This window comes from Sphingobacterium allocomposti (assembly GCF_008124885.1).
Lineage (GTDB): Bacteria > Bacteroidota > Bacteroidia > Sphingobacteriales > Sphingobacteriaceae > Sphingobacterium > Sphingobacterium allocomposti.
This window is the reverse complement of the sequence record NZ_VNHX01000010.1, coordinates 1-21,240: the sequence shown is the minus strand read 5'-3', so window position 1 is coordinate 21,240 and position 21,240 is coordinate 1. Positions and strand designations below refer to the sequence as shown.

Sequence of the window (21,240 nt, the reverse complement as noted above, 5' to 3'; positions counted from 1 at the left end):
ATAGGCCGATAAAATAAGCGGCCCATTCCGGAAAATATAAACCTAGCGCTTGGGCTTGTTACTCATTGTAAATGTCAGCGTCCCCCCACCGACGATATCGGCATGTTTAATTTTATATCCATTTAGCGGTCTGCCGTTTAACTTAACCTCCTTCACGTAAACATTCTTCTCGCCCTGATTAGTAACCTTCACTGAAAATGTATTTCCATTTTCAAGTCTGATAGTGGCCGATTTAACCAACGGACTGCCAATCCAGTACTCGTCCGAGGCTGGACTCACGGGGTAAAACCCTAGAGAACTAAACAAATACCAAGCGCTCATCTGTCCGCAGTCATCGTTTCCGCCCAGTCCGTCATACCCAGTATGATATTGATTCCGCAGGATCATACGTATACGCTCCTGCCCTTTTGACGGTATTCCCGCGAGGTTGTGTAAATATACGACATGGTGAGCAGGCTCGTTTCCATGCACATAGTTCCCGATAATCCCTTCTCTTGTAATATCTTCTGTATTCGCAAAAAACTTATCGGGAAGATGCATGGTAAACAGCGAATCTAAATATGTCGCCAGACGCTGCTGCCCTCCCATGATCCCCATGAGACCTTCCGGATCGTGCGGAACATACAGGCTATAGTTCCATGTATTACCCTCTATGAAGCCTTGCCCGTGGGTCTCCAGCCGGTCAAACTTCGCGCGGAATACCCCTTGTGCGTTCTTTGGACGCATAAAACCGATTCGTGCATCGAAAAGATTGCGCCAATACCCAGAACGTTTTATAAAGGTGTTATAAATCTCCTCCTTACCAAGAAATTTTGCTAGCTGTGCGATACACCAATCGTCATAGGCATATTCGAGTGTATTCGACACGGAAGTTCCCGACACTTCGTCCGGCACAAACCCTAAATCAATATAGTAGCCTATACCTTCATATTTCCTGGCATTAGCCGTCTGTACACAGGCATCAAGCGCGCGGACGGCATCCCCCTTATACACGCCCTTAATAATTGCATCGGCAATCACGGAAACCGAGTGATATCCACTCATACACCAGTTGTCGTTGGCATAGTGCGACCATATCGGTAACATATGAAGTACACTCTGATCGTAATGGGCAATCATAGATTCTACCATATCCGCGTTCCGCTTGGGATTGACTAAGTTTAGGTACGGGTGAAAAGCTCTGAAGGTGTCCCAAAGCGAGAACGAGGTATAGTTTACAAATCCGTCAGCTTTATGCACCTCCTGGTCAAGGCCTTTGTATTCCCCGTTGACATCCATATACACTGTAGGCATAAGTGCCGCGTGGTACATCGCGGTATAAAAGTTGACATAATCGTCGTGCGACAACATATCTACCTGTATTTTCCGTAGTTCATCTTCCCAAAGAGCTTGCCCCTCCTGCTTTACCCGTTCAAAATCCCAATGCGGAACTTCGGCCTCCATATTTTCCAATGCATTACGCATACTTACAGGGCTGATCGCTACTTTAAGCTGCAATTGTTCCTGATCTCTGGTATCGAAGTCGAAATGCATCCGTACGTTACGTCCCGCCAAATCAGCAAAGTTGTCGGTCTGGTCAAATTTACGCCAGAACCCCTTGTATACCTGCTCTTTTTCACCGTATCGGGCGCCGTAGTTTTTAAATGGCTTCGAAAAACGGATAGCAAAATATACCGTACGCGTCCGTGCCCATCCGTTGCTTTGCATAAACCCCGTAACCAACGTATCATTGAGCACCCGCACCACGGTCCACACGTTCTTTTCATCGTAGTTGTAGATGCCGGACTTCACATCGAATATGAGATGTGCATTTTCCGACTCGGGAAAGGTATATCGATGAAAGCCGACCCGGGTCGAGGTCGTCATTTCGGCGGTTACCTTAGGATCTTCCAGAAAAACTTTATAATAATTTGCCTCCGCACGTTCTTTATCATGACTGAAACGAGATCGATATCCGCTTTTGGGATGTTCTGCCGTACCGGGGTTCATCTGCAGCGCTCCAACAGTCGGCATAATCAGCAGGTCGCCTAGATCGGAGTGGCCGGTACCACTAAAGTGCGTATGGCTAAAACCGACTATCGTTGGATCATCATACTGATAGCCGGCACAATAACGATATACCTCACCATTGTAGCGGCCGTTTACAGCATAAGGAATGGTATCCGTGTCGGGGCTCAACTGAACCGCTCCGAAGGGCACCGTTGCCCCGGGAAATGTATGTCCCATTTTTCCTGTCCCGATTATCGGCGAAACATACTTCACCAGCTGCGTTTCCTGCGCCGCAAGGTGAAGAGGCAACAATAACAATAAGATGCTTTTTAGATTTTTCATTAATTTACTTCTTTTAATGATTGGTGAATGCTTCCTATAAATAGATGTGCAGTACGCACCATTTATATCTTCGTCCCATAGTAAATGAACAACAAGGACTAAACCGACGTATTCCCGGTTTAGTCCTGCTCTCACGCTAACTTAGCGATTTTCTTTTAAATAGCGGGATTGGATTTATACATCTCCCACAATTCTTCCAACCCGTGCCCGGTCTGTTTGGACCAGAAAGCCTCATTATACTGTTTTGTTCTCATGGCCTTATCCAGCTTGGCAATCGTCCCTTTTTTTACCTTCTCCTCAATCCAGAAAAAGAATCTTGCAGTGATACGGTATGCGTTCTCGTAATGGTGGTCCGGCTTTAGATCGGGCAGCTTCCAGTTTGCCCCTTCGTTGTCCACGCCATAGACATACCGCACGTAGTCTGCAATTCCTTCGGTAACCCAGCCCGGCCCAGATCCCCCAGGATACGCCTGAACTAAATGCATCCCTTCGTGCGTCACGATATCGATGTCACCGGGATTTTTCTTAAACCATTCCGGGTTAAAGCGGATGACTCCGCCGCCGGCAGCAGCGATACCGGTATAATCGGGATCCATCACAAAGACCACCTGCTTAATGGCATCCTTATTATACAATTTCGCCAGTTTTGGATAAGTAACAAAAAAGGTTTCAATCAACTTTGCCTTTACGCCTTTATCGAAGTCTGGCTGTTTGTCGATAAATATCAGGCTGTACTTTCCCTGTTTTAACGTATCGACTGATACGGCAACCTCCAGGTCTTTGTCTAGCCGGCTCCATTGCCCCTGCCCTTTACCAACCAGCACTCCTAAGAGTATCCCAAAAGACAATACGATCTTCTTCATAATCTTTCTTTATTATTTTAAAATTTATTTGTGTCCAGTGTAAATGAGTAAGGTGCTGCATGCTGCCCTACACCGCGATTTTTATTAGGGATATCAGACATCTGAAATTTCAGTTCCCCTCCCCCCATAATAGCACTATGGCTGAGCCAATTTTGGTCGAACGATTTTCCATTGAGCTTTGCCGACTGTATATAGCGGTTATCTGCCTGATTATTTGCTGCCGATATGGTGAATGTCTTACCATTTTCAAGCTTAATAACGGCCTTTTTAAACAGCGGCGCCCCGACGACATATTGATCCATTGCGGGGCAGACCGGATAAAAACCTAACGCTGAAAAGACGTACCATGCCGAAGTCTGTCCGTTATCCTCGTCGCCACAGTATCCGTCAGGAGTGGGCTTATACATCCTATCAAGCACTTCACGCACCCAATATTGAGCCTTCCAAGGCTGTCCTGCGTAGTTGTATAGATAGATCATATGCTGTATCGGTTGATTACCATGCGCATATTGACCCATATTGGCAATCTGCATTTCGCGTATTTCATGTATAACGCCGCCGTAGTAACTTTCGTCAAAATGGGGCGGCTGGTTAAATACGGAATCCAACATTCCCACAAACACGTCGGCCCCTCCCATAAGATCAATTAGACCCTGAACGTCGTGGAATACGGACCAGGAATAATGCCAGCTATTTCCCTCCGTAAATGCGTCGCCCCACTTCAGCGGGTTAAATGGTGCCTGAAACTGGCCGTCTTTATTTTTGCCCCGCATGAGGTTTGTTGATGGATCGAATAACTTCTTATAGTTCTGAGAGCGGTCGGCATATAGCTTGATTTCGGCCTGCGGCCTGTTTAACGCTTTTGCCAGCCGATATATCGCAAAATCATCGTAAGCATATTCCAAAGTACGCGCGGCATTTTCGTTGATTCCAACGTCATATGGTACATAGCCGAGCTCGTTGTAGTAGGCGACCCCCTTTCTGCCCACGGCGGTCATTGGTCCTTCGTTATTCGCTCCATGTATAAGCGCCTCATAGAGCGTCTCTATGTCATACCCTCTTAGCCCCTTCAGATAAGCTTCGGCAACCACGGAAGCAGAGTTATTGCCCACCATGATGTCAGCAAACCCAGGACTGCTCCATTCTGGGAGGAAGCCCCCCTCCTTGTAACAGTTGAGTAATCCTTCTTGCATCTCTTTGTTTATAGAAGGGTAAAGCAGATTTAACAGGGGGTACAAGGCTCTAAATGTATCCCAAAAGCCGGTTCCGGCAAACATATACCCCGGCAGGACCTTTCCGTTGTACGGACTGTAATGCATGATCTCTCCGCTTTCGTTGATCTCGTATAGTTTATTCGGAAAAAACACGGTCCTATACATTGTACTATAAAAAGTGCGGTATTGTTCGTCTGTTGCTCCTTCGATAGTAATCCTTCCCAGCACATCATTCCATCGTTCGCGTCCTTGGGAAACAATGTCATCAAATGTATGCTCCTTAAGCTCTTTGAGGTTAGTCAATGCCTGAGCAGGGCTTATAAAGGACGACGCTACCCTGGCCTGCACGCCGGTGCCCTTCCCTACATTCTTAAAACTGACGATGGCCCCGCTATGATTTCCGTTAACCTTCTTCTGGCCTTGCCGTTTGCTTTCGTCTTCCCACACGGCGTAGGTCTCGAACGGCTTGTCAAATACAATGACGAAGTAATTTTTAAAATTCTGTAGTTTCCCCCTACTGTATCGCGTCGAATAGCCAATAATCATGTTTTTCTCCGGAATAATCTCGACCTCCGATCCCCTGTCGAATGCATCTAAAACAACAAAGCTACTGTCAGACTGTCCAAACGTAAACCGGAACATTGCCGCCCGTTCTGTGGGCGTAACCTCGGCCGTCACATCGTGGTCGGCAAGGTACACGCCGTAATAGTAAGGTTTGGCGACTTCCGATTTGTGGGAGAACCAGCTGGCCCGCTTCTCCTGGTTAAACTCGCCCCGGCCGCTGACGGGCATCAACGAAAACTGGCCATAGTCGTTCATCCACGGCGATGGCTGATGCGTCTGTTTGATTCCCCGAATTTTATCTGCGCCGTATGTATACTGCCAGCCGTCTCCATTTTTACCCGTTTGGGGCGTCCACATGTTCATCCCCCAGGGCAGACCAATAGCTGGGTAGGTATTGCCGTTGGAAAGCGACACTTTGGAATCCGTGCCCATCAGCGGATTGACATAATCCACAGGGCCCGTTACGTTCGATACAGCTCCTTTAATGGCGCTCCCGTTGTTCTTCCTTGTCCCATCTTCCGGCGACTTAGAAAATACCGGGCCGGAGTACGCAACTCCAAGCCCGACAAACACTATAAACCAAGTTTTTAAACAATTTTTTTTCATCTATTTATTCTTTTTATTATCCCCGGGGACGTACTACGCGGCGTCATGAGTGCGCATCCGTTAAATCCGAAAGACGGCCGCTTGTGTTGTATCGCTTATATGGCAAGTATCTTCGTCCGCGACCGTTTTAATTCATACATATCATTTAGGAAAATGGTTAAAAACGGTAATCGTAACTTTGACAGCATGAAGATAGGTATAAGTATCCATTTATGCTGTTAATGAGTTCCTAATAGATTGTTAACAGAATGTTAATGGAAAAATTGTAACTAAAATATGCTTCAAAGTCACCGATATTTGCGAAGAAGAATTAATAGCCCGGTGTAAAGACTCCTGTTTTAGCCTGTTTATGAAATATGAAAAAAAAACACATCCCTATATCTATTGTTAGCTTCGGCGTGCTTTTGGTCGTACAGTATCTATTGATATATAACACTTTCGCGCTACGGAATAACCAGTACCAGGTCTTAGAACGCAAAAGTCTCGACAGCGCATATAGAGCGCTCCTGCTAAACGACAAAGTCTTTCCGGGAGGACAGCGGATTATCGACTCGCTGATACGGCCGCAATACGACCGTTTCAGACAGCTACAGGATCAGGGACACGCGCAGCAGACAGCCGTTCTCGCCGAACGCCTCACCGATACCATTCTTCGTGCTTTACGGACCCACAGTAATATGGACACCATTTTCAGCAGACTGATTCTGGAAAACGATCTCGACGCCAACCTTTCCTACCGCCTGTTGTTAACGGGCCTCGAGATGACTTTGGACGGTAAGCAGTACCTCAACTTGCTACAGGGCCGGTATCGCATTACGGCCGATCAGCCTTATTTAGTTGTCGACGGAACGTTGCAGGATATAAACAAGCAAAACCTCATTACGAGCTTAACAGTAAGTAGTCCGCAAGCTAACTCTTATAAAATAGGCTTCGCCTTACATGCCGACGACCCAGATTCCCGCTATACGAAGATACTGCGGCAAATGACGCCAACGCTATTATTAGCATTCATCGCTATTTTTCTCGTCGTGGCAATCTACTACCTCACTTATCGAAACTGGATCCGGCAGAAAAAAATGGCGGAAATGACCTCCGACTTTCTAAACAGTATCACACACGAATTCCATACCCCGATCACAACAATTACGGTGGCCAGCAAAAGCATTGGGAACATGGCGCTTATGCAACGGGACGAAAAGATCTCGGAGTTGTCATCGATCATCACGAGGCAATCAACAAGGTTACAAAATTTAGTTAAACAAGCACTTAACATAACAGAGCTAAATACCTATAACATACAGAAAGAAAGTTATCCAATCTACGATCTCATGACCGAGTCCATCGACGACTACCGGTTAGCCGTCGAGCATAACGTGCAAATAAGCATGCGGTCCGAACTGGGACGGCCGGCACTGGAAATCAGCCTCAACAAGTTCTTGTTTACAACCGCCGTTTTTAATATTTTCGACAACGCGATCAAATACAACCGGTCGGCCAACAAAGTGATAGCTGTGTCTATAACAGAAACGAACGGCGAAATCGGTATACATATAGCCGACAACGGCATCGGGCTGGATGAAAAACAATATCAGGCTGTTTTCCAAAAATTCTATCGGGGAAAAGAGTCGGGATACATGCCGGGACTTGGGTTAGGGTTATTTTATGTACAAAAAGTCGCCGAGGCCCACGGGTGGAGAGTGGAAGTCCGTAGCAGTGCAGAGCAAGGAACCACCTTTACAATTTGGATAGCCTCCGAGACAAACTAAGCAATTAACAATGGAAATAGATAAGCACCTCCTCTATGTCGAAGACGAAAACGACTTGGGAAACGTTGTTACACAATATCTCGAAATGGTCGGATTTCAAGTAAGCTGGCGCCGAACGGCGACCGACGCGCTGGACTGCTTCTCGAAGACCGGAGCATTCGATCTGATTTTGATCGATGTGCAGTTGCCCGATTTCAATGGTTTTGAGTTGGCCAGGCGGATCAAGGAACAGCATGCGGATCAGCCCTTTCTTTTCTTAACGGCCAGAGGAGAGAAAAACGACCGGATAGAAGGCCTCCACATCGGCGCTGACGATTACATCACAAAGCCATTTGACATTGACGAACTCGTATTACGTATTAGAAACATCCTGCGCAGGCGCGTCTCTCACCGGGCCGCTGTCGCAGATAAAGCAATAAGTATCGCAAGGATAGGTGATATAGAGCTCGACGCGGAATTACACAAATTGTACATTTCAGGCCGCTCGTTCGATCTCACCTCCCGGGAGACGCAGCTAATACTTTATTTGGCTAAGAATGAAGGAAAGCTGTTGCGGCGGGAAGAAATACTGTTAACCATATGGGGAGAAAACGACTATTTTATGGGGAGAAGTCTGGATGTCTTTATTTCGAGGATAAGGAAGTTGCTAAAACATTCGTCCAAGCTTTCCATAGAGACCGTCTACGGAGCTGGCTTTATTTTTAGAAGCGCTTAGTGGCTGATACCATCTCGCCGGGGATATGCTCTCTCCTTTTCCGTGTCCTTGGCGTATCTTAATCTTCGTACACGGAAACATAAGGTAATAACGAGGAAGTATGACAGGCCGAAATCCGATCAACGTCGTAACCTTGCATCGTGGTATGCTTCACCGTTGTAGCTCCTACTTCAATGACGATTTTAAGCCTGGACCGCAGAGCGGCCCAGGCAGATATTACAAAGAGTCGCTATATATATAACGTATTTCATTACGCAGGTTATACCGCGAGGCCATAACCTCTCCGTACGCACCTGCGGTACGAACCGCAATTAGGTCGCCCCTCGCTGATTCGGGAAGAGGCACCTCTTTGCCGAAACAGTCGGAGCTCTCGCAAATCGGACCAACAACATCGTAGTTAATGATTTTATTATCACTTTGCGTTACACGTTCGATTTTATGGTAGGCTTGATACAACGCGGGACGCATCAGCTCTGTCATCCCCGCATCTAAAATAAGAAAATGCTTCTTTACGCCGCTTTTGGTGTACAGCACTTTACTGATCAGCGATCCCGACTGCGCGACAAGTGCACGCCCAAGTTCAAAATGCACTTCCTGTTGCGGCCCTCGCTCTAAAAACCGGTCAAAAATGTCAAAATACGCCTCAAAGTCCGGAATAGCATGTTCATCCGGATGGAGGTAATCGACGCCCAGTCCTCCACCGACGTTAAGCACCCGGATAAGTGTACCCCTTTCCTCAAACCAACTTTTCCATTCGTTTACCTTTACGCAAAGGCTCTTAAACACGTTCAAATCTGTAATCTGCGAGCCCACGTGAAAGTGGAGCCCGATTAGATCGACGTTCTTCGAATCGCGTATCACAGATGCTGCGCGCTCCAACTCCGACGTTGGCACGCCAAACTTATTTTCATCGAGTCCTGTGGTAATATAATGGTGCGTGTTCGCATCAACGTTAGGATTAATCCGTAGCGACACATTGGCCCTCACGCCCAGTTCACCTGCAAGTTCATCAATGACCTCCATCTCCTGAATCGATTCCACATTGAAGGCAAAAATACCATGGCGAAGCGCTGTCTTTATTTCAACGTCAGACTTGCCAACGCCGGCAAATGTAATCTTGTCTGCCGGAAACCCAGTGTCTACGGCCTTCTGAACTTCGTTGCCGCTCACGCAGTCGGCTCCAAATCCTTTGGCCTGGATACGTTCCAGTAGCCGATCGTTAAAATTTGCCTTCAGCGCGTAATGGACATGAAATCCTCTTTTATCAGCTGCAGATTTAGCTGATTCGAGCGTTGCATCTAATAAATTCAGATCATAGTAATAAAACGGTGTTTGTACCCCTCTCAGTTTATCTTGTTGATCCTTGTTAAACAGCATATATTCCTGGCTTTAAAATAATCGATTATGTAATGAGCGAAGGGCCTCCGTTTTATGCGCCGTATCCAACAATATTGAAACGTTATAGTCGGAACCGCCGTACGATACCATCCGCAACGGCAAATGTTTCACAGCGTCCAATACGCGTGCTGCATATCCGTGCGTATTCGCACTAAAGTCGCCGACAACACAAACGATGGTCTGCTCGTGGTCCACTTTCACTGAGCCAAAATCCTGAACCTCCTTGATGATGTCTGCTAAGTTTTTGGTATCGTCTACGGTTAGCGACACGGCTACTTCTGACGTGGTTATCATATCAATCGGTGTTTTGTAACGTTCGAACACCTCAAAAATCTTGCGTAAGAAGCCGTACGCCAGCAACATACGGGAAGACTGTATATGGATAGCGGTGATGCCGTCCTTCGCAGCGATAGCCCTTATTTGGCCCGTCTTTCCTCCCTCTTTGCTAATCAATGTGCCCGTCGCTTCGGGGTCCATCGTATTCAGCAAGCGCACAGGGACATTGTACTTCTGGGCCGGGAAGACGCTCTGTGGATGTAGGATCTTCGCTCCAAAATAAGCTAATTCCGCCGCTTCGTCGAAACTTAAGTGCGCAATCGGACTAGTGTTCTTCACAACGCGGGGGTCGTTATTGTGCATGCCGTCAATATCCGTCCAGATCTGCACCTCGTCAGCCCGCAATGCCGCGCCAATCAACGACGCTGTATAGTCGGATCCACCACGTCGTAAGTTATCAATCTCGCCAAACGAGTTTCTGCAAATGTATCCTTGTGTAATAAACAACGTGTTATCAGGGTATAAGCTTAGAAGGTTGGACAGCTTCTCACCGATATAGTCCACAATAGGTTCGTTGTCGTCGTCAATCTTCATGAAATCAAGCGCGGGCAGTAAAATGGAGGGAACACCGATTTCCTCGAGGTGAAAATGAAATAACGTCGTTGATAGCAATTCCCCCTGCGCCAGCACGATCTTCTCTTCCACGGGCGTAAACATCTCGTTACCTAGAGACGCTATATAATTAAAGTGGTAGTCGATCAGATTTTTTCCCTTGGCCAGTCCCTGTTCAGAAGTAAACAGTTCCCGGATCAAGAGTTCATACTTATCCTTATGACGCTTAATGAGCTCGACCGCCTCTTCTTTCTTTCCTGTTAAAAAAGCTTGACCGATTTCCACTAATGCGTTCGTCGTACCGGACACAGCCGAGAGAACTACGATCTGACGCGTAGAAGGATCGACGATATCCAACAACCCTTTAATGCGTTCGGCACTGCCAACAGAAGTACCGCCAAATTTTAAAATTTTCATAATTCTAAGTATACTATTCTAAAAAACGTGTAAAAGTAATTATTTAGAGCATATTATTAAACAAAACTTTCACGATTCCAACGAATCGCGATCCACTAAGGCCTTTCCTCTTTAAAAACGGACCCTTTTCAAAAAAAAAGCGGCACAAACGCTTAATGCCTTCGTGCCGCATAAAAAGTCATGCGGAAGGGCTACTTCTTCAATGCATCAATAAGCAATAAAGCCAGTTCTACCCCGATCCGTCCCTGCGCCTCGTCTGTAGCCGCACCTATATGCGGAGTCAACGATATTTTGGGATGTTTTAATATTTCTTCCCGTGGTGTGGGCTCGTTGTCAAACACGTCCAGTGCAGCAAAAGAAACTTTCCCGCTGTCGAGCGCTGCGATAAGCTCCTGCTCGTCGATAACACCGCCGCGGGAAGCGTTGACCAGTCCCACACCGTCTTTGAGAAGTGCAAACTCTTCTTTGCCGATCACAGGCTTGTCTAGGAAAGGCACGTGTAAGCTTAAAAAATCTGCTTGTTTTAATACCTCTTCAAAAGACACCTGCTTCACCGGCAGGTCGACTTCGATGCCGCCCGAAAAGATCAACGGCAACGTCGTAGGTCCCTCAAACAAGTCGGTGTAAATCACATCCATCCCCATTCCCAGTGCTACCTTTGCCGTTTCCCGTCCGATACGCCCAAACCCGATAACGCCCAATGTTTTTCCTTTCAGCTCAACGCCCTTTGCATAAGCTTTTTTTAAACCAGCAAAGTTCGTATTCCCTTCTACCGGCATCTTTCTGTTGGAGTCGTATAAAAAGCGTACGCCGCTAAGCAGATGCGCAAATACCAACTCAGCTACCGACAACGAAGATGCAGCAGGTGTGTTGATAACCGCAATCCCTTTTGATCGTGCGTATTCTACATCAATGTTATCCATGCCTACCCCACCTCTGCCGATCGCTTTAATATTCGGGCATGCATCAATCAGGGCTTGACGCACTTTCGTGGCACTACGCACGGTAATGGCATCGTAGTTCTGTAGCTTTTCTGCAAGTTGATCTTGCGGAATATGTGTCGTATCTACTTCAAATCCAGCATCCTCCAAGAGTTTTTTCCCCATAAGGTCGATGCCATCGTTTGCTAAAATTCTCATTACTTGTCTTTATTTTACAGTGTTTTCTTCAAATTCACGCATTGCGTCTACCAGCGCATTAATAGAGCTTATCGTTAATGCATTATAGACAGATGCCCGAAAGCCGCCGACAGAGCGGTGCCCTTTTATTCCTACCAATCCTCTTTCTTTAGCCAGCTCCAGAAAAGCAGCCTCTTGCTCAGGATTTTCCATAACAAATGTTATATTCATCCGTGAGCGGTCGTCCTTATCTGCCGTACCTTTGAAAAGCGTATTGCGGTCGATCTCCTCATATAATGTACGTGCCTTTACAATATTCTCCTGTTCGATGACACTAACGCCGCCTTTAGCTTTTAACCAGCGTAGGTTTAACATCGAGACATAAATAGAATATACGGGCGGCGTATTATACATCGAACCGGCTTTTGCGTGCGCCTGATAGTCGAAAATAGCCGGAATAGTACGTCCGGATTTCCCCAGCAGTTCGTTTTTGATGATAACCAAAGTCACGCCGGCTGGCCCCATATTTTTTTGTGCTCCGGCATAGATCAGATCGTATTCTGACACGTCTATCACCCTGCTGAAGATGTCGGAAGACATGTCCGAAACGACAGGGATGCCCACATTCGGCCGCTCAAAAACCTCGGTCCCGTAGATGGTGTTATTCGACGTAAAATGAAAATAAGCCGCGTCGGACGGGACGGAATAATCTTTCGGTATATATGTATAGTTCTTATCCGAAGAGGAGGCTACGATCTCAACATGACCAAGTTTCGACGCTTCTTTAGCCGCTTTAGTGGCCCACACGCCGGTGTCCAGATAAGCAGCCTTTCCCCCCTCGGGCAATAAGTTCATGGGAACCATCGCAAATTGCTGACTCGCTCCGCCCTGTAAAAACAAAACAGAATAGTCTGCAGGTACGTTTAATAACTCCCGCACTAACGCTTCGGCTTCGACCACTACTTGTTCAAACTCTTTGGAACGGTGCGATATTTCAAGAATAGAAAGCCCTGTGTTATTGAATTCAATCACTGCCTGCGAAGCTTCTTGAAATACTTCCTTTGGAAGGATGCATGGTCCTGCCCCAAAATTATGTTTCATTGTCAAGATATTATAGTAAATAATTTAAACATGATCATTTAGCCTCCTCTTGACTAAATGAAAAGCAAAAATAGCATATTTTTTAAATTTATCACGCATTTTCTGTTTTTATTAACAAATAAACAAACAAACCCGTTTTTTGATAGTATTTTCACAGCGACAAACCCCTTTCTCCCTTGCTTTCAACACATTGCGGTCGCGCTTTCGACAACAGTTATTTTTCTACTCACCTGCGCGACTCAACCAGCAACCCTTACGTTTATTTTAGCTTAACAATGAAGGCGGGAAAAATTAAAAAAAGTCGTAACTTCGCATGCGATGTGTGCAAAAAAAAATGTACACATCAAGTTTGATCGAAACCACATAAATATGGCTGAAGAAACAGAAAACGAAAACAATCTAGTGCCTGCCAACGACAGGATTATTCCAATTAATATCGAAGACCAAATGAAATCTGCCTACATAGATTACTCTATGTCGGTGATTGTTTCCCGCGCCCTGCCAGACGCAAGAGACGGTATGAAGCCTGTTCATAGACGCGTGTTGTATGGGATGCTCGATTTAGGTGTTACCAGCAACAAACCCTATAAGAAATCGGCGCGTATTGTTGGTGATGTTCTTGGTAAATATCACCCTCACGGCGACTCCTCGGTGTATGATGCTATGGTACGCCTGGCACAGGACTGGAGCATGCGCTATCCTTTGGTAGATGGGCAGGGTAACTACGGCTCTGTCGATGGAGACCCTCCTGCGGCAATGCGTTATACAGAAGCCAGACTGAAAAAGATCGCGGAGGAGATGCTTTCAGACATTAATAAGGATACGGTCGACTTCCAGCTGAACTTCGACGACTCTTTGCAGGAACCCTCCGTTCTCCCTACCCGAATCCCAAACCTACTGGTTAATGGTGCTTCAGGTATCGCTGTAGGGATGGCGACCAACATGGCGCCACACAATCTTTCCGAGGTGGTTGACGGTACAATAGCTTATATAGACAATCGGGATATAGAGATTCCGGAACTCATGCAGTATATTAAAGGTCCCGACTTTCCGACCGGCGGGATTATTTATGGCTACAACGGCGTAAAGGACGCCTTTGAAACCGGCCGTGGGCGGATTGTCATGCGTGGAAAAGCAGAAATCGAAACGCTAAAGAACGGGCGGGAATGCATCATCGTTACGGAAATTCCTTATCAGGTTAACAAGGCTAATATGATCGAACGTACAGCAGAGCTTGTTAACGAAAAGAAAATTGAAGGAATTTCTACTATACGCGACGAGTCCGACCGCGAAGGTTTCCGGATCGTGTACGAGATTAAACGGGAAGCGAACGCAAACGTAGTTCTTAACAATCTCTACAAATACACAGCTTTACAAACCTCTTTTTCAGTAAATAACATCGCGCTCGTTAAAGGACGTCCTATGCTCCTGAATCTGAAAGATATGATTCACGAGTTTGTGGAACACAGGCATGAAGTCGTTATCCGCCGAACAAAATTCGAGCTTTCGGAAGCAGAAAAAAGGGCTCATATTCTCGAAGGATATCTCATCGCGCTGGATCATCTGGACGAGGTCATCCGCCTGATCCGAAACTCAGCCACGCCTGAAGATGCGCGAACAGGGCTGATGGAGAAATTTGGGCTGACAGATATTCAGGCACGTGCGATCCTTGATATGACGCTTCGTCGGTTAACGGGACTAGAGCGGGATAAGATTAAAGAGGAATACGCGGAACTGATGAAAACAATTGAGTACTTGAAAGAAGTCCTCGCAGACGAAGGACTGCGTATGAAGATCATCAAGGACGAACTCATAGAGGTAAAAGAAAAATATGGAGACGAAAGACGTTCGTTAATTGTCCATTCTGCCGAAGATATGCGTATGGAAGATTTCATCGACGACGAAGAAATCGTTATCACCATATCACACAACTCTTATGTAAAGCGTACGCCGCTAACCGAATACCGCAGACAGGGACGCGGAGGAAAGGGAGCGATCGGATCGTCAACCAGGGACGAGGACTTTACAGAGCATATAATTACGGCCTCTGCGCACAATTATCTGCTGCTCTTTACGGATCAAGGTCATTGCTTCTGGCTGCGTGCCTTTGAGATTCCGGAAGGAAGCCGCACATCGCGGGGGCGCGCGCTGCAGAACATTATCAACGTTCCGAAAGAAGAAAAAATCAAGGCTTTTATAAAGGTTGCCAACTTAAAGGATCAAGATTATCTCGAAAACAACTTTATTATCATGTGTACCAAAAAAGGTACAATAAAGAAAACCTCGCTAGAGGCTTATTCCCGCCCACGCGCAAACGGAATAAATGCCATCAACATTAACGATGGAGACGAGTTACTTGAGGCTTGCCTGACTACGGGAACCAGCGAAATCGTCATGGCATTGCGCTCCGGCCGTGCTATACGCTTTAACGAATCAACGGTCCGGCCAATGGGAAGAACAGCAACAGGCGTCCGCGGAATAAGCCTTGCCAGCGACAGCGATGAGGTTGTTGGCATGATTGCTGTAGATAGTCCGGAGACGACCGTACTGGTCGTATCGGAACGTGGCTATGGTAAGCGCACCGATATAGAAGACTATCGAGTGACAAACCGTGGCGGTAAGGGTGTAAAAACCATCAACGTAACCGAGAAAACTGGCGAGTTGGTCGCTATCAAGGGTGTCACTGATAACGACGACCTGATGATCATCAACAAGTCCGGGATTGTAATCCGTATAGGTGTTGATACGCTTCGTGTTATGGGGCGCGCAACCCAGGGAGTTCGTCTCATAACGCTAAACGACAACGACGAAATTGCGTCTATAACAAAGGTTGAACGAGAAGAAGAAGAAGCAGAGGAAGCAGCGTCGAATATTGATATTGATGGTGAAAATGAAGTTTCCAACAATGCATCAGAAGCAAAAGATGATGAAGAATAGTAAAGGCAACTGTCTACGTATATTCTTTTCGGGAGTGTTCTTACTTGGAGCACTCCAGATTTTCGCGCAGTCCAACTACAAGGAGAGTAGCAACAGCTTTGCTTTATACACGCAGACCGGCGAATTGAAAAATCTGGAAAGTGCCAAAAAGTTTATTGACGCAGCCTATCAGTCCCGACGGGATTCCAGTAATACCAGAGTCAATGTGCTGCGTGCGATGATTTACAGTTCGATGGCTTACGCCGACTCGACAAGATCTATCAAGAATGCAAAAGATCCGATCGATATCGCGTACGACGCGGTCAACAGAATCAAGCCCGCGCAGCTGCCGCAGTATAGCTCGGAGATGAAATATGTAAAGCAGAATTTGGCAGCAGCGCATATCTACAATGCCAACAAGGCATTGGGTAAAAAGGATTACGCGGCCGCTTTTAATAACTATCTTAAGGTTAAGGAACTAAATATTGCCAATTACGACGTAACTTACAATCTAGCAGTCTTGGCTGTGCAGACTGAACAGTTTCCAGCTGCTATAACATATTATACACAGCTATTAAAAGAGGGCAACCCGTCACCGGAGCACTACCTGGAACTGACGGATGTGTACCGTAAGACCGGCGATAAACAGGCTGTTCTAAACACACTGCAAACCGCCCGGGCCAAGTTTCCGGAAAACAAAGCTGTACTGATGAATCTCATACAGGAGTTTGCGCTAAACAATGAATATAAAGCCATTGTTCCCATTATTGATGAAGCGATTAAATATGAGCCGGAAAACGTGGAGTTAAACTATTTGGCAGGCTATGCCAACGAAAGTGTAGGAAACAAAGAAATTGCTAAACGGTACTACCAGCAGGTTCTTCAGCTCAACGGGAATAACTATGAAGCAAACCTTGCGCTAGGACTCATTTATTTGAACGACTTCCTACAGGACGAGAACAATACAGAGGCCCAATATTATGCGCAAAATTTGTTGCTGAAAGCAAACGAAATCCGTCCTTATGACGTTAATGCTTTAAAGTCTCTTTCCTTGTATTACGAGAAATCGGGAGATTTAATGCAATTGGATCGTGTTAAATTATTATTAAATCAACTATCAAATAATTAGATATGAATGTAAAGAAAGCAATAGTTTTTTCTTTGCTGGTGGCCGCCGGGACAACAGCGTTTGCCCAAACCAGCAACGTAAGAAAGGCAAAGAGTAGTTTGCAGAAGTATGAAGAACTAAAATCTGCAGGTTCGGCCGAGCTCGGAAAAAGCAATCTGGACGCCGCCAAAGAAGCGATCGATCAGGCTATCGCCCACGACAAAACAAAGGAAGATGCAGAAGCATGGACAGTGTATGCTCTTGTAAATGCAAACCTCGCGGCTTTGAATAACACGGAGGAGGCCGCTGCCGCTGCCGCCGAAGGAATAAAAAAGGCGACAGAGCTGGACAAGGAAAACAAAAACGCAGAGAATATTAAGGTTGCAGGTCAGGTACTGGGGCAGTTTAACTTCAACCAGGGGGTTGCCGCCTGGGAAAAACAAGACTTCAAAACAGCTTACGCTTCTTTTGATAACGCGTTAAACTTCCTGCCCGGCGATACTACATTAACGTACTACTCCGGATTGGCAGCGATACAGAATCAAGACTATACCAACGCCATTGAGAAGTACAAACAGCTGATACCGGCGAAAGATTTCTCGTCGCACAAATCAGTAATGGTAGACTTGCCTAAATTGTATCTTTCAGCCAAAGATACGGCAAGCGCGTTGGAATATGCTGCACAGGCAGCACAGGCGTATCCAAACGACAACGATGCAGCTGTTCAGAATATAGAGCTGAATCTTATTGTCGGGAATGAAACAAAGGTGATCTCAGACATCGAAAACCAAATCGCGAAAGACCCGAATAACAAAGCACTTTACTACTATTTAGGTATAGCCCATTCTTCGGCGAATAACAGCGAAAAAGCCATCGAAGCCTATAAAAAAGCCGTAGCTATCGATCCTTCGTATTCCGACGCGAATAGAAACGCGGCGGCGACGATCATCAATAGTGTGCGAGATGAACTTAACACATTAAACGAAGACAAGGGTCTTTCTAACACCGACTACAACACCAAACTCAACGCACTGAAAGAGAAAATTAAAGAAGCTCTTCCCTACCTGGAAAAGGTGGTTGAGCTGAACCCACAGGATGTTGATGCGCTAAGAAGTCTGAAAGGTTATTACGATTTCCAACAAGACGAGGCGAAGTCGACTGAAATTCAGGCTAAAATCGATGCCGCTCAACAGTAAGCATTGAATATATAAAAAAAGAAGGCCTAGGCCTTCTTTTTTTTGCAGTTACCTCTTCTCGTATCTGCTACTTTAATGCCGTATATTCGCCCAGAACGCTTTCCTCAAAAAAATCATCGATGGAACGGTCAATACGCTGCCACGTCATATAGGAATTCACATAGGCGCCATCCGACAGGATCGGCTCGGTCGACTTCAAATATAAAATATCACCTTCAAAATCTATCTTCCGACGCTGTATCTGGTTTTTCCAATTGGGAAACAGTGAACTTTTAATAATATAGCTTACAACCGCATTGTTGTTATCCACCTTATATCTACCGCAAAAGGCAATGTATCCTTGTAACGACGACACCATCTCTTCCTGAGTTGCCATCATCTTATCATTGCTTTTATAAAGTAACCGTTCTTCTTTAGAGATTTGTACCGACATAAATCCATCTGGCGAATACATGAGGATACCGTAGGGTGCCTTCCCCATAGGAAAAAGCGAATCATCTCCACCGATTGGAACTTCTATATAGGATAGTAATTTCCAGGTTCCAACCAGTTCGTTTTTTAGTGATGTCATAAAATGTGTTCGCGTTAAGTTTTATAATGATAACGTATTTTTGATACGCTTAGTTTCGGGAAAAACTACTATGATGTTATTTTGACAGAAATATTTTTGTTACATTTAGCGCATCAAAGCCAGACTATGATCTTATCAGAAATCGATGTAGTAGAAGACATTGACAAAGACGTGTTTTTAAAAAAATACTTTAAACCGCAAAAACCTGTGTTAATTAAGGGGCTAGCAAAAAAGTGGGAAGCTTATAGCAAATGGTCTCTCGATTACATCGCCGCGCAGGCAGGCGAACAGGTCGTGGGGCTGTACGACAATAAGCCGGCAGATCCCAATAAACCGACCGATGAACCGGTCACGTATATGAAAATGCGGGAGTACATTAAACTTATCAAAGAAAAGCCTTCAGACTTACGCATATTCTTCTACATCATTACCGATAAACTCCCTGAATTGCTAAAAAACTTTTCATATCCTGAGTTAGGATTTAAATACTTCAAACGTATTCCGACACTATTCTTTGGTGGTAGCGAGGCGCGTGTGCTTATGCATTACGACGTAGATCTCGGCGACTTGCTGCATTTTCAGTTCGAAGGAAAAAAAAGAGTGCTGCTGTTTCCTCCCGACCAAGCCTCCTTCTTATATAAGGTGCCACTCTCTGTTCATACGGTCTACAATATCGATTACGAACGGCCCGACTTCGAACGCTTTCCTGCACTCCGCTTTGCGACCGGGTACGAAGTACATATGGAGCATGGCGACGCGCTGTTCATGCCAAGCGGCTATTGGCATTTCAACAGGTATCTCGAAGCCGGTTTTTCCATCACCTTACGCTCTTTCCCAGGATCGCCGCGCCGGCTTATGAAGATGCTTAACGAAGTCTTTGTGGTTCGCTACACCGACAAGTTGATGCGCCGCGTTCTTAAACACAGATGGGTAACCTTTAAGCAAAAGCTTGCCTTCAGGAAAAGTCAGCGGGCGCTTAACCGTTATCTTTCGACGATCAAACAGTCTGACGCCGGGTAGGTGTTTCGAGGACCTGCTCATTTAGATGAGCTTGTCATCCTATAAAATTTTACCGCATATTGCGAGTAATCAAAAATTATTCTTATTTTTGCAACTCCGTTTGGAATACGGAGTTTAATTTAATTAACAAATTTTAAAAAAATGCAACAGTACGAATCTGTCATCATTCTTACCCCGTTGCTTTCTGAGGATGCCGCAAAAGAAGTAATTGCGAAATTCAAAAACATCCTTACAGAAGGCGGAGCCGAAATTGTCGCAGAAGACAATTGGGGTTTGAAAAAATTAGCGTATCCAATCCAGAAAAAAACAACTGGATTTTATCACTTAACTGAATTCAAGGCTCCGGGTGAATTAATTCAAAAGTTAGAACTTGAGTACAAACGTGATGAGCGCGTTATGCGTTTCTTAACTATTGCGTTAGATAGACACGCGATAGCTTACAACGAGAAAAAGCGCAGCGGTGCATTCAACAAAAAAGCTGAAACTAAAACTGAGGAGGTAGCAAACTAATGGCAAACGACAATATCCAATACGTAACTGCTCCTAAAGTAGAGGACAACCGTAAAAAATACTGCCGCTTCAAAAAGAATGGCATCAAGTACATCGATTACAAAGACGCGAACTTCCTATTGAAATTTGTGAATGAGCAAGGTAAGATTTTACCTCGCCGTCTTACAGGTACATCGTTAAAATTCCAACGTAAAGTTGCACAAGCTGTTAAGCGCGCGCGTATCGTTGGATTATTACCTTACGTAACTGATTCATTAAAATAAGGAGGATACGACATGGAAGTTATATTAAAACAAGATATCAAACACCTTGGCGAAAAGGACGATATAGTGGTTGTAAAGCCAGGTTATGGTCGTAACTACTTAATTCCACAGGGATTTGCGATTTTAGCTACTGCATCAGCGAAAAAAGTACTAGCTGAAAACATTAAGCAGGCACAATTCAAGCAAGAGAAGATTAAAAAAGATGCTACGGAATTAGCAGCTAAACTAGAAAATGTTAAGCTTTCTATCGGCGCTAAAGCGGGCGAGACAGGCAAAATTTTTGGAAAAGTAAATAGTATTCAGGTTGCTGAAGCACTAAAAGCCCAAGGTTTTGACGTAGACCGTCGCCGCATTACTTTCGAAGTTGAACCTAAAACAGTAGGCGAATACCTTGCAAACTTAAACTTACACAAGGAAGTGAAAGTTCAGGTTCCATTCGAAGTCGTAGCTGAATAGTTTCTAAAATTTTTAAGCGAATAAAGAAGGCGTCTAAAAAGGGCGCCTTCTTTGTTTTATTATGGGCTTGTGGTCTGTAATGGTTTTAGGAGATTAGCCTAGGCCGCCAGCGGTTGATATGGGCAATTTATCCATGACTGGTCATAAAATAAGCGGATTATTGTATTTAGGTTCGTCGTTTGGTCCGGAGAAAGTTGTTTCAGGAGTTTTTTCGACCAT

The 21,240-nt window shown here is 45.4% G+C and carries 17 protein-coding genes; 9 read left to right on the top strand and 8 right to left on the bottom strand.

Annotated features, from left to right (window positions below):
* Positions 1-42: 42 nt before the first annotated feature.
* The 3 genes from BC792_RS08690 to BC792_RS08680 form a co-directional block, all read right to left on the bottom strand.
* A complete protein-coding gene (locus BC792_RS08690) occupies positions 43-2,331 on the bottom strand; it encodes a GH92 family glycosyl hydrolase (RefSeq protein WP_148908612.1) in 2,289 nt (762 codons plus the stop codon).
* Positions 2,332-2,486: 155 nt separating this feature from the next.
* Positions 2,487-3,194 (bottom strand): basic secretory protein-like protein, encoded by a 708-nt coding sequence (locus BC792_RS08685; protein ID WP_148908611.1) that lies wholly within the window; start codon positions 3,192-3,194, stop codon positions 2,487-2,489.
* Between the two features lie 17 nt (positions 3,195-3,211).
* Positions 3,212-5,578: a GH92 family glycosyl hydrolase gene (locus BC792_RS08680; RefSeq protein ID WP_148908610.1), complete on the bottom strand. Its 2,367-nt coding sequence runs from the start codon at positions 5,576-5,578 to the stop codon at positions 3,212-3,214.
* A 356-nt stretch (positions 5,579-5,934) separates the two neighbouring features.
* Between BC792_RS08680 and BC792_RS08675 the strand changes: the two genes are divergently transcribed.
* Positions 5,935-7,344, top strand: a complete 1,410-nt coding sequence (locus tag BC792_RS08675) for a sensor histidine kinase (protein WP_148908609.1) — start codon at positions 5,935-5,937, stop codon at positions 7,342-7,344.
* Between the two features lie 10 nt (positions 7,345-7,354).
* Positions 7,355-8,059, top strand: a complete 705-nt coding sequence (locus tag BC792_RS08670; protein WP_211357504.1) for a response regulator transcription factor — start codon at positions 7,355-7,357, stop codon at positions 8,057-8,059.
* 216 nt (positions 8,060-8,275) lie between these two features.
* Here the strand turns inward: BC792_RS08670 and lysA are convergent, their stop codons facing one another.
* The 4 genes from lysA to serC form a co-directional block, all read right to left on the bottom strand.
* Positions 8,276-9,433: a diaminopimelate decarboxylase gene (lysA, locus tag BC792_RS08665; RefSeq protein ID WP_425262451.1), complete on the bottom strand. Its 1,158-nt coding sequence runs from the start codon at positions 9,431-9,433 to the stop codon at positions 8,276-8,278.
* Between the two features lie 15 nt (positions 9,434-9,448).
* On the bottom strand, positions 9,449-10,762 hold the full coding sequence (locus BC792_RS08660) for an aspartate kinase (protein ID WP_148908607.1): 1,314 nt from the start codon (positions 10,760-10,762) through the stop codon (positions 9,449-9,451).
* Between the two features lie 191 nt (positions 10,763-10,953).
* On the bottom strand, positions 10,954-11,901 hold the full coding sequence (locus BC792_RS08655; protein WP_148908606.1) for a D-2-hydroxyacid dehydrogenase: 948 nt from the start codon (positions 11,899-11,901) through the stop codon (positions 10,954-10,956).
* A gap of 9 nt (positions 11,902-11,910) precedes the next feature.
* Entirely contained in the window at positions 11,911-12,981 is a 1,071-nt protein-coding gene (serC, locus tag BC792_RS08650) for a 3-phosphoserine/phosphohydroxythreonine transaminase (RefSeq protein ID WP_148908605.1), read from the bottom strand.
* 369 nt (positions 12,982-13,350) lie between these two features.
* On the opposite strand from serC, the gene gyrA reads away from it, so the two are divergent.
* The 3 genes from gyrA to BC792_RS08635 are packed head-to-tail and all read left to right on the top strand — an operon-like array spanning position 13,351 to position 18,201.
* Positions 13,351-15,918, top strand: a complete 2,568-nt coding sequence (gene gyrA / locus BC792_RS08645; RefSeq protein WP_148908604.1) for a DNA gyrase subunit A — start codon at positions 13,351-13,353, stop codon at positions 15,916-15,918.
* Entirely contained in the window at positions 15,905-17,026 is a 1,122-nt protein-coding gene (locus tag BC792_RS08640; protein ID WP_246154932.1) for a tetratricopeptide repeat protein, read from the top strand. Before gyrA ends, BC792_RS08640 begins: the two co-directional genes overlap by 14 nt.
* Positions 17,027-17,028: 2 nt before the next feature.
* On the top strand, positions 17,029-18,201 hold the full coding sequence (locus BC792_RS08635) for a tetratricopeptide repeat protein (protein ID WP_148908603.1): 1,173 nt from the start codon (positions 17,029-17,031) through the stop codon (positions 18,199-18,201).
* Between the two features lie 67 nt (positions 18,202-18,268).
* Here the strand turns inward: BC792_RS08635 and BC792_RS08630 are convergent, their stop codons facing one another.
* On the bottom strand, positions 18,269-18,772 hold the full coding sequence (locus BC792_RS08630; RefSeq protein ID WP_148908602.1) for a lipocalin-like domain-containing protein: 504 nt from the start codon (positions 18,770-18,772) through the stop codon (positions 18,269-18,271).
* 126 nt (positions 18,773-18,898) lie between these two features.
* On the opposite strand from BC792_RS08630, the gene BC792_RS08625 reads away from it, so the two are divergent.
* The 4 genes from BC792_RS08625 (at position 18,899) to rplI (ending at position 21,021) form a co-directional block, all read left to right on the top strand.
* Complete coding sequence (locus tag BC792_RS08625) at positions 18,899-19,792, top strand: cupin-like domain-containing protein (protein WP_148908601.1); 894 nt, start codon at positions 18,899-18,901, stop codon at positions 19,790-19,792.
* Between the two features lie 141 nt (positions 19,793-19,933).
* On the top strand, positions 19,934-20,302 hold the full coding sequence (rpsF, locus tag BC792_RS08620; protein ID WP_148908600.1) for a 30S ribosomal protein S6: 369 nt from the start codon (positions 19,934-19,936) through the stop codon (positions 20,300-20,302).
* Positions 20,302-20,565: a 30S ribosomal protein S18 gene (rpsR, locus tag BC792_RS08615; protein WP_148908599.1), complete on the top strand. Its 264-nt coding sequence runs from the start codon at positions 20,302-20,304 to the stop codon at positions 20,563-20,565. The genes rpsF and rpsR overlap by 1 nt, the downstream gene beginning before the upstream one ends.
* Positions 20,566-20,577: 12 nt before the next feature.
* Positions 20,578-21,021 (top strand): 50S ribosomal protein L9, encoded by a 444-nt coding sequence (rplI, locus tag BC792_RS08610; RefSeq protein WP_148908598.1) that lies wholly within the window; start codon positions 20,578-20,580, stop codon positions 21,019-21,021.
* The last annotated feature ends 219 nt before the right edge of the window (positions 21,022-21,240 follow it).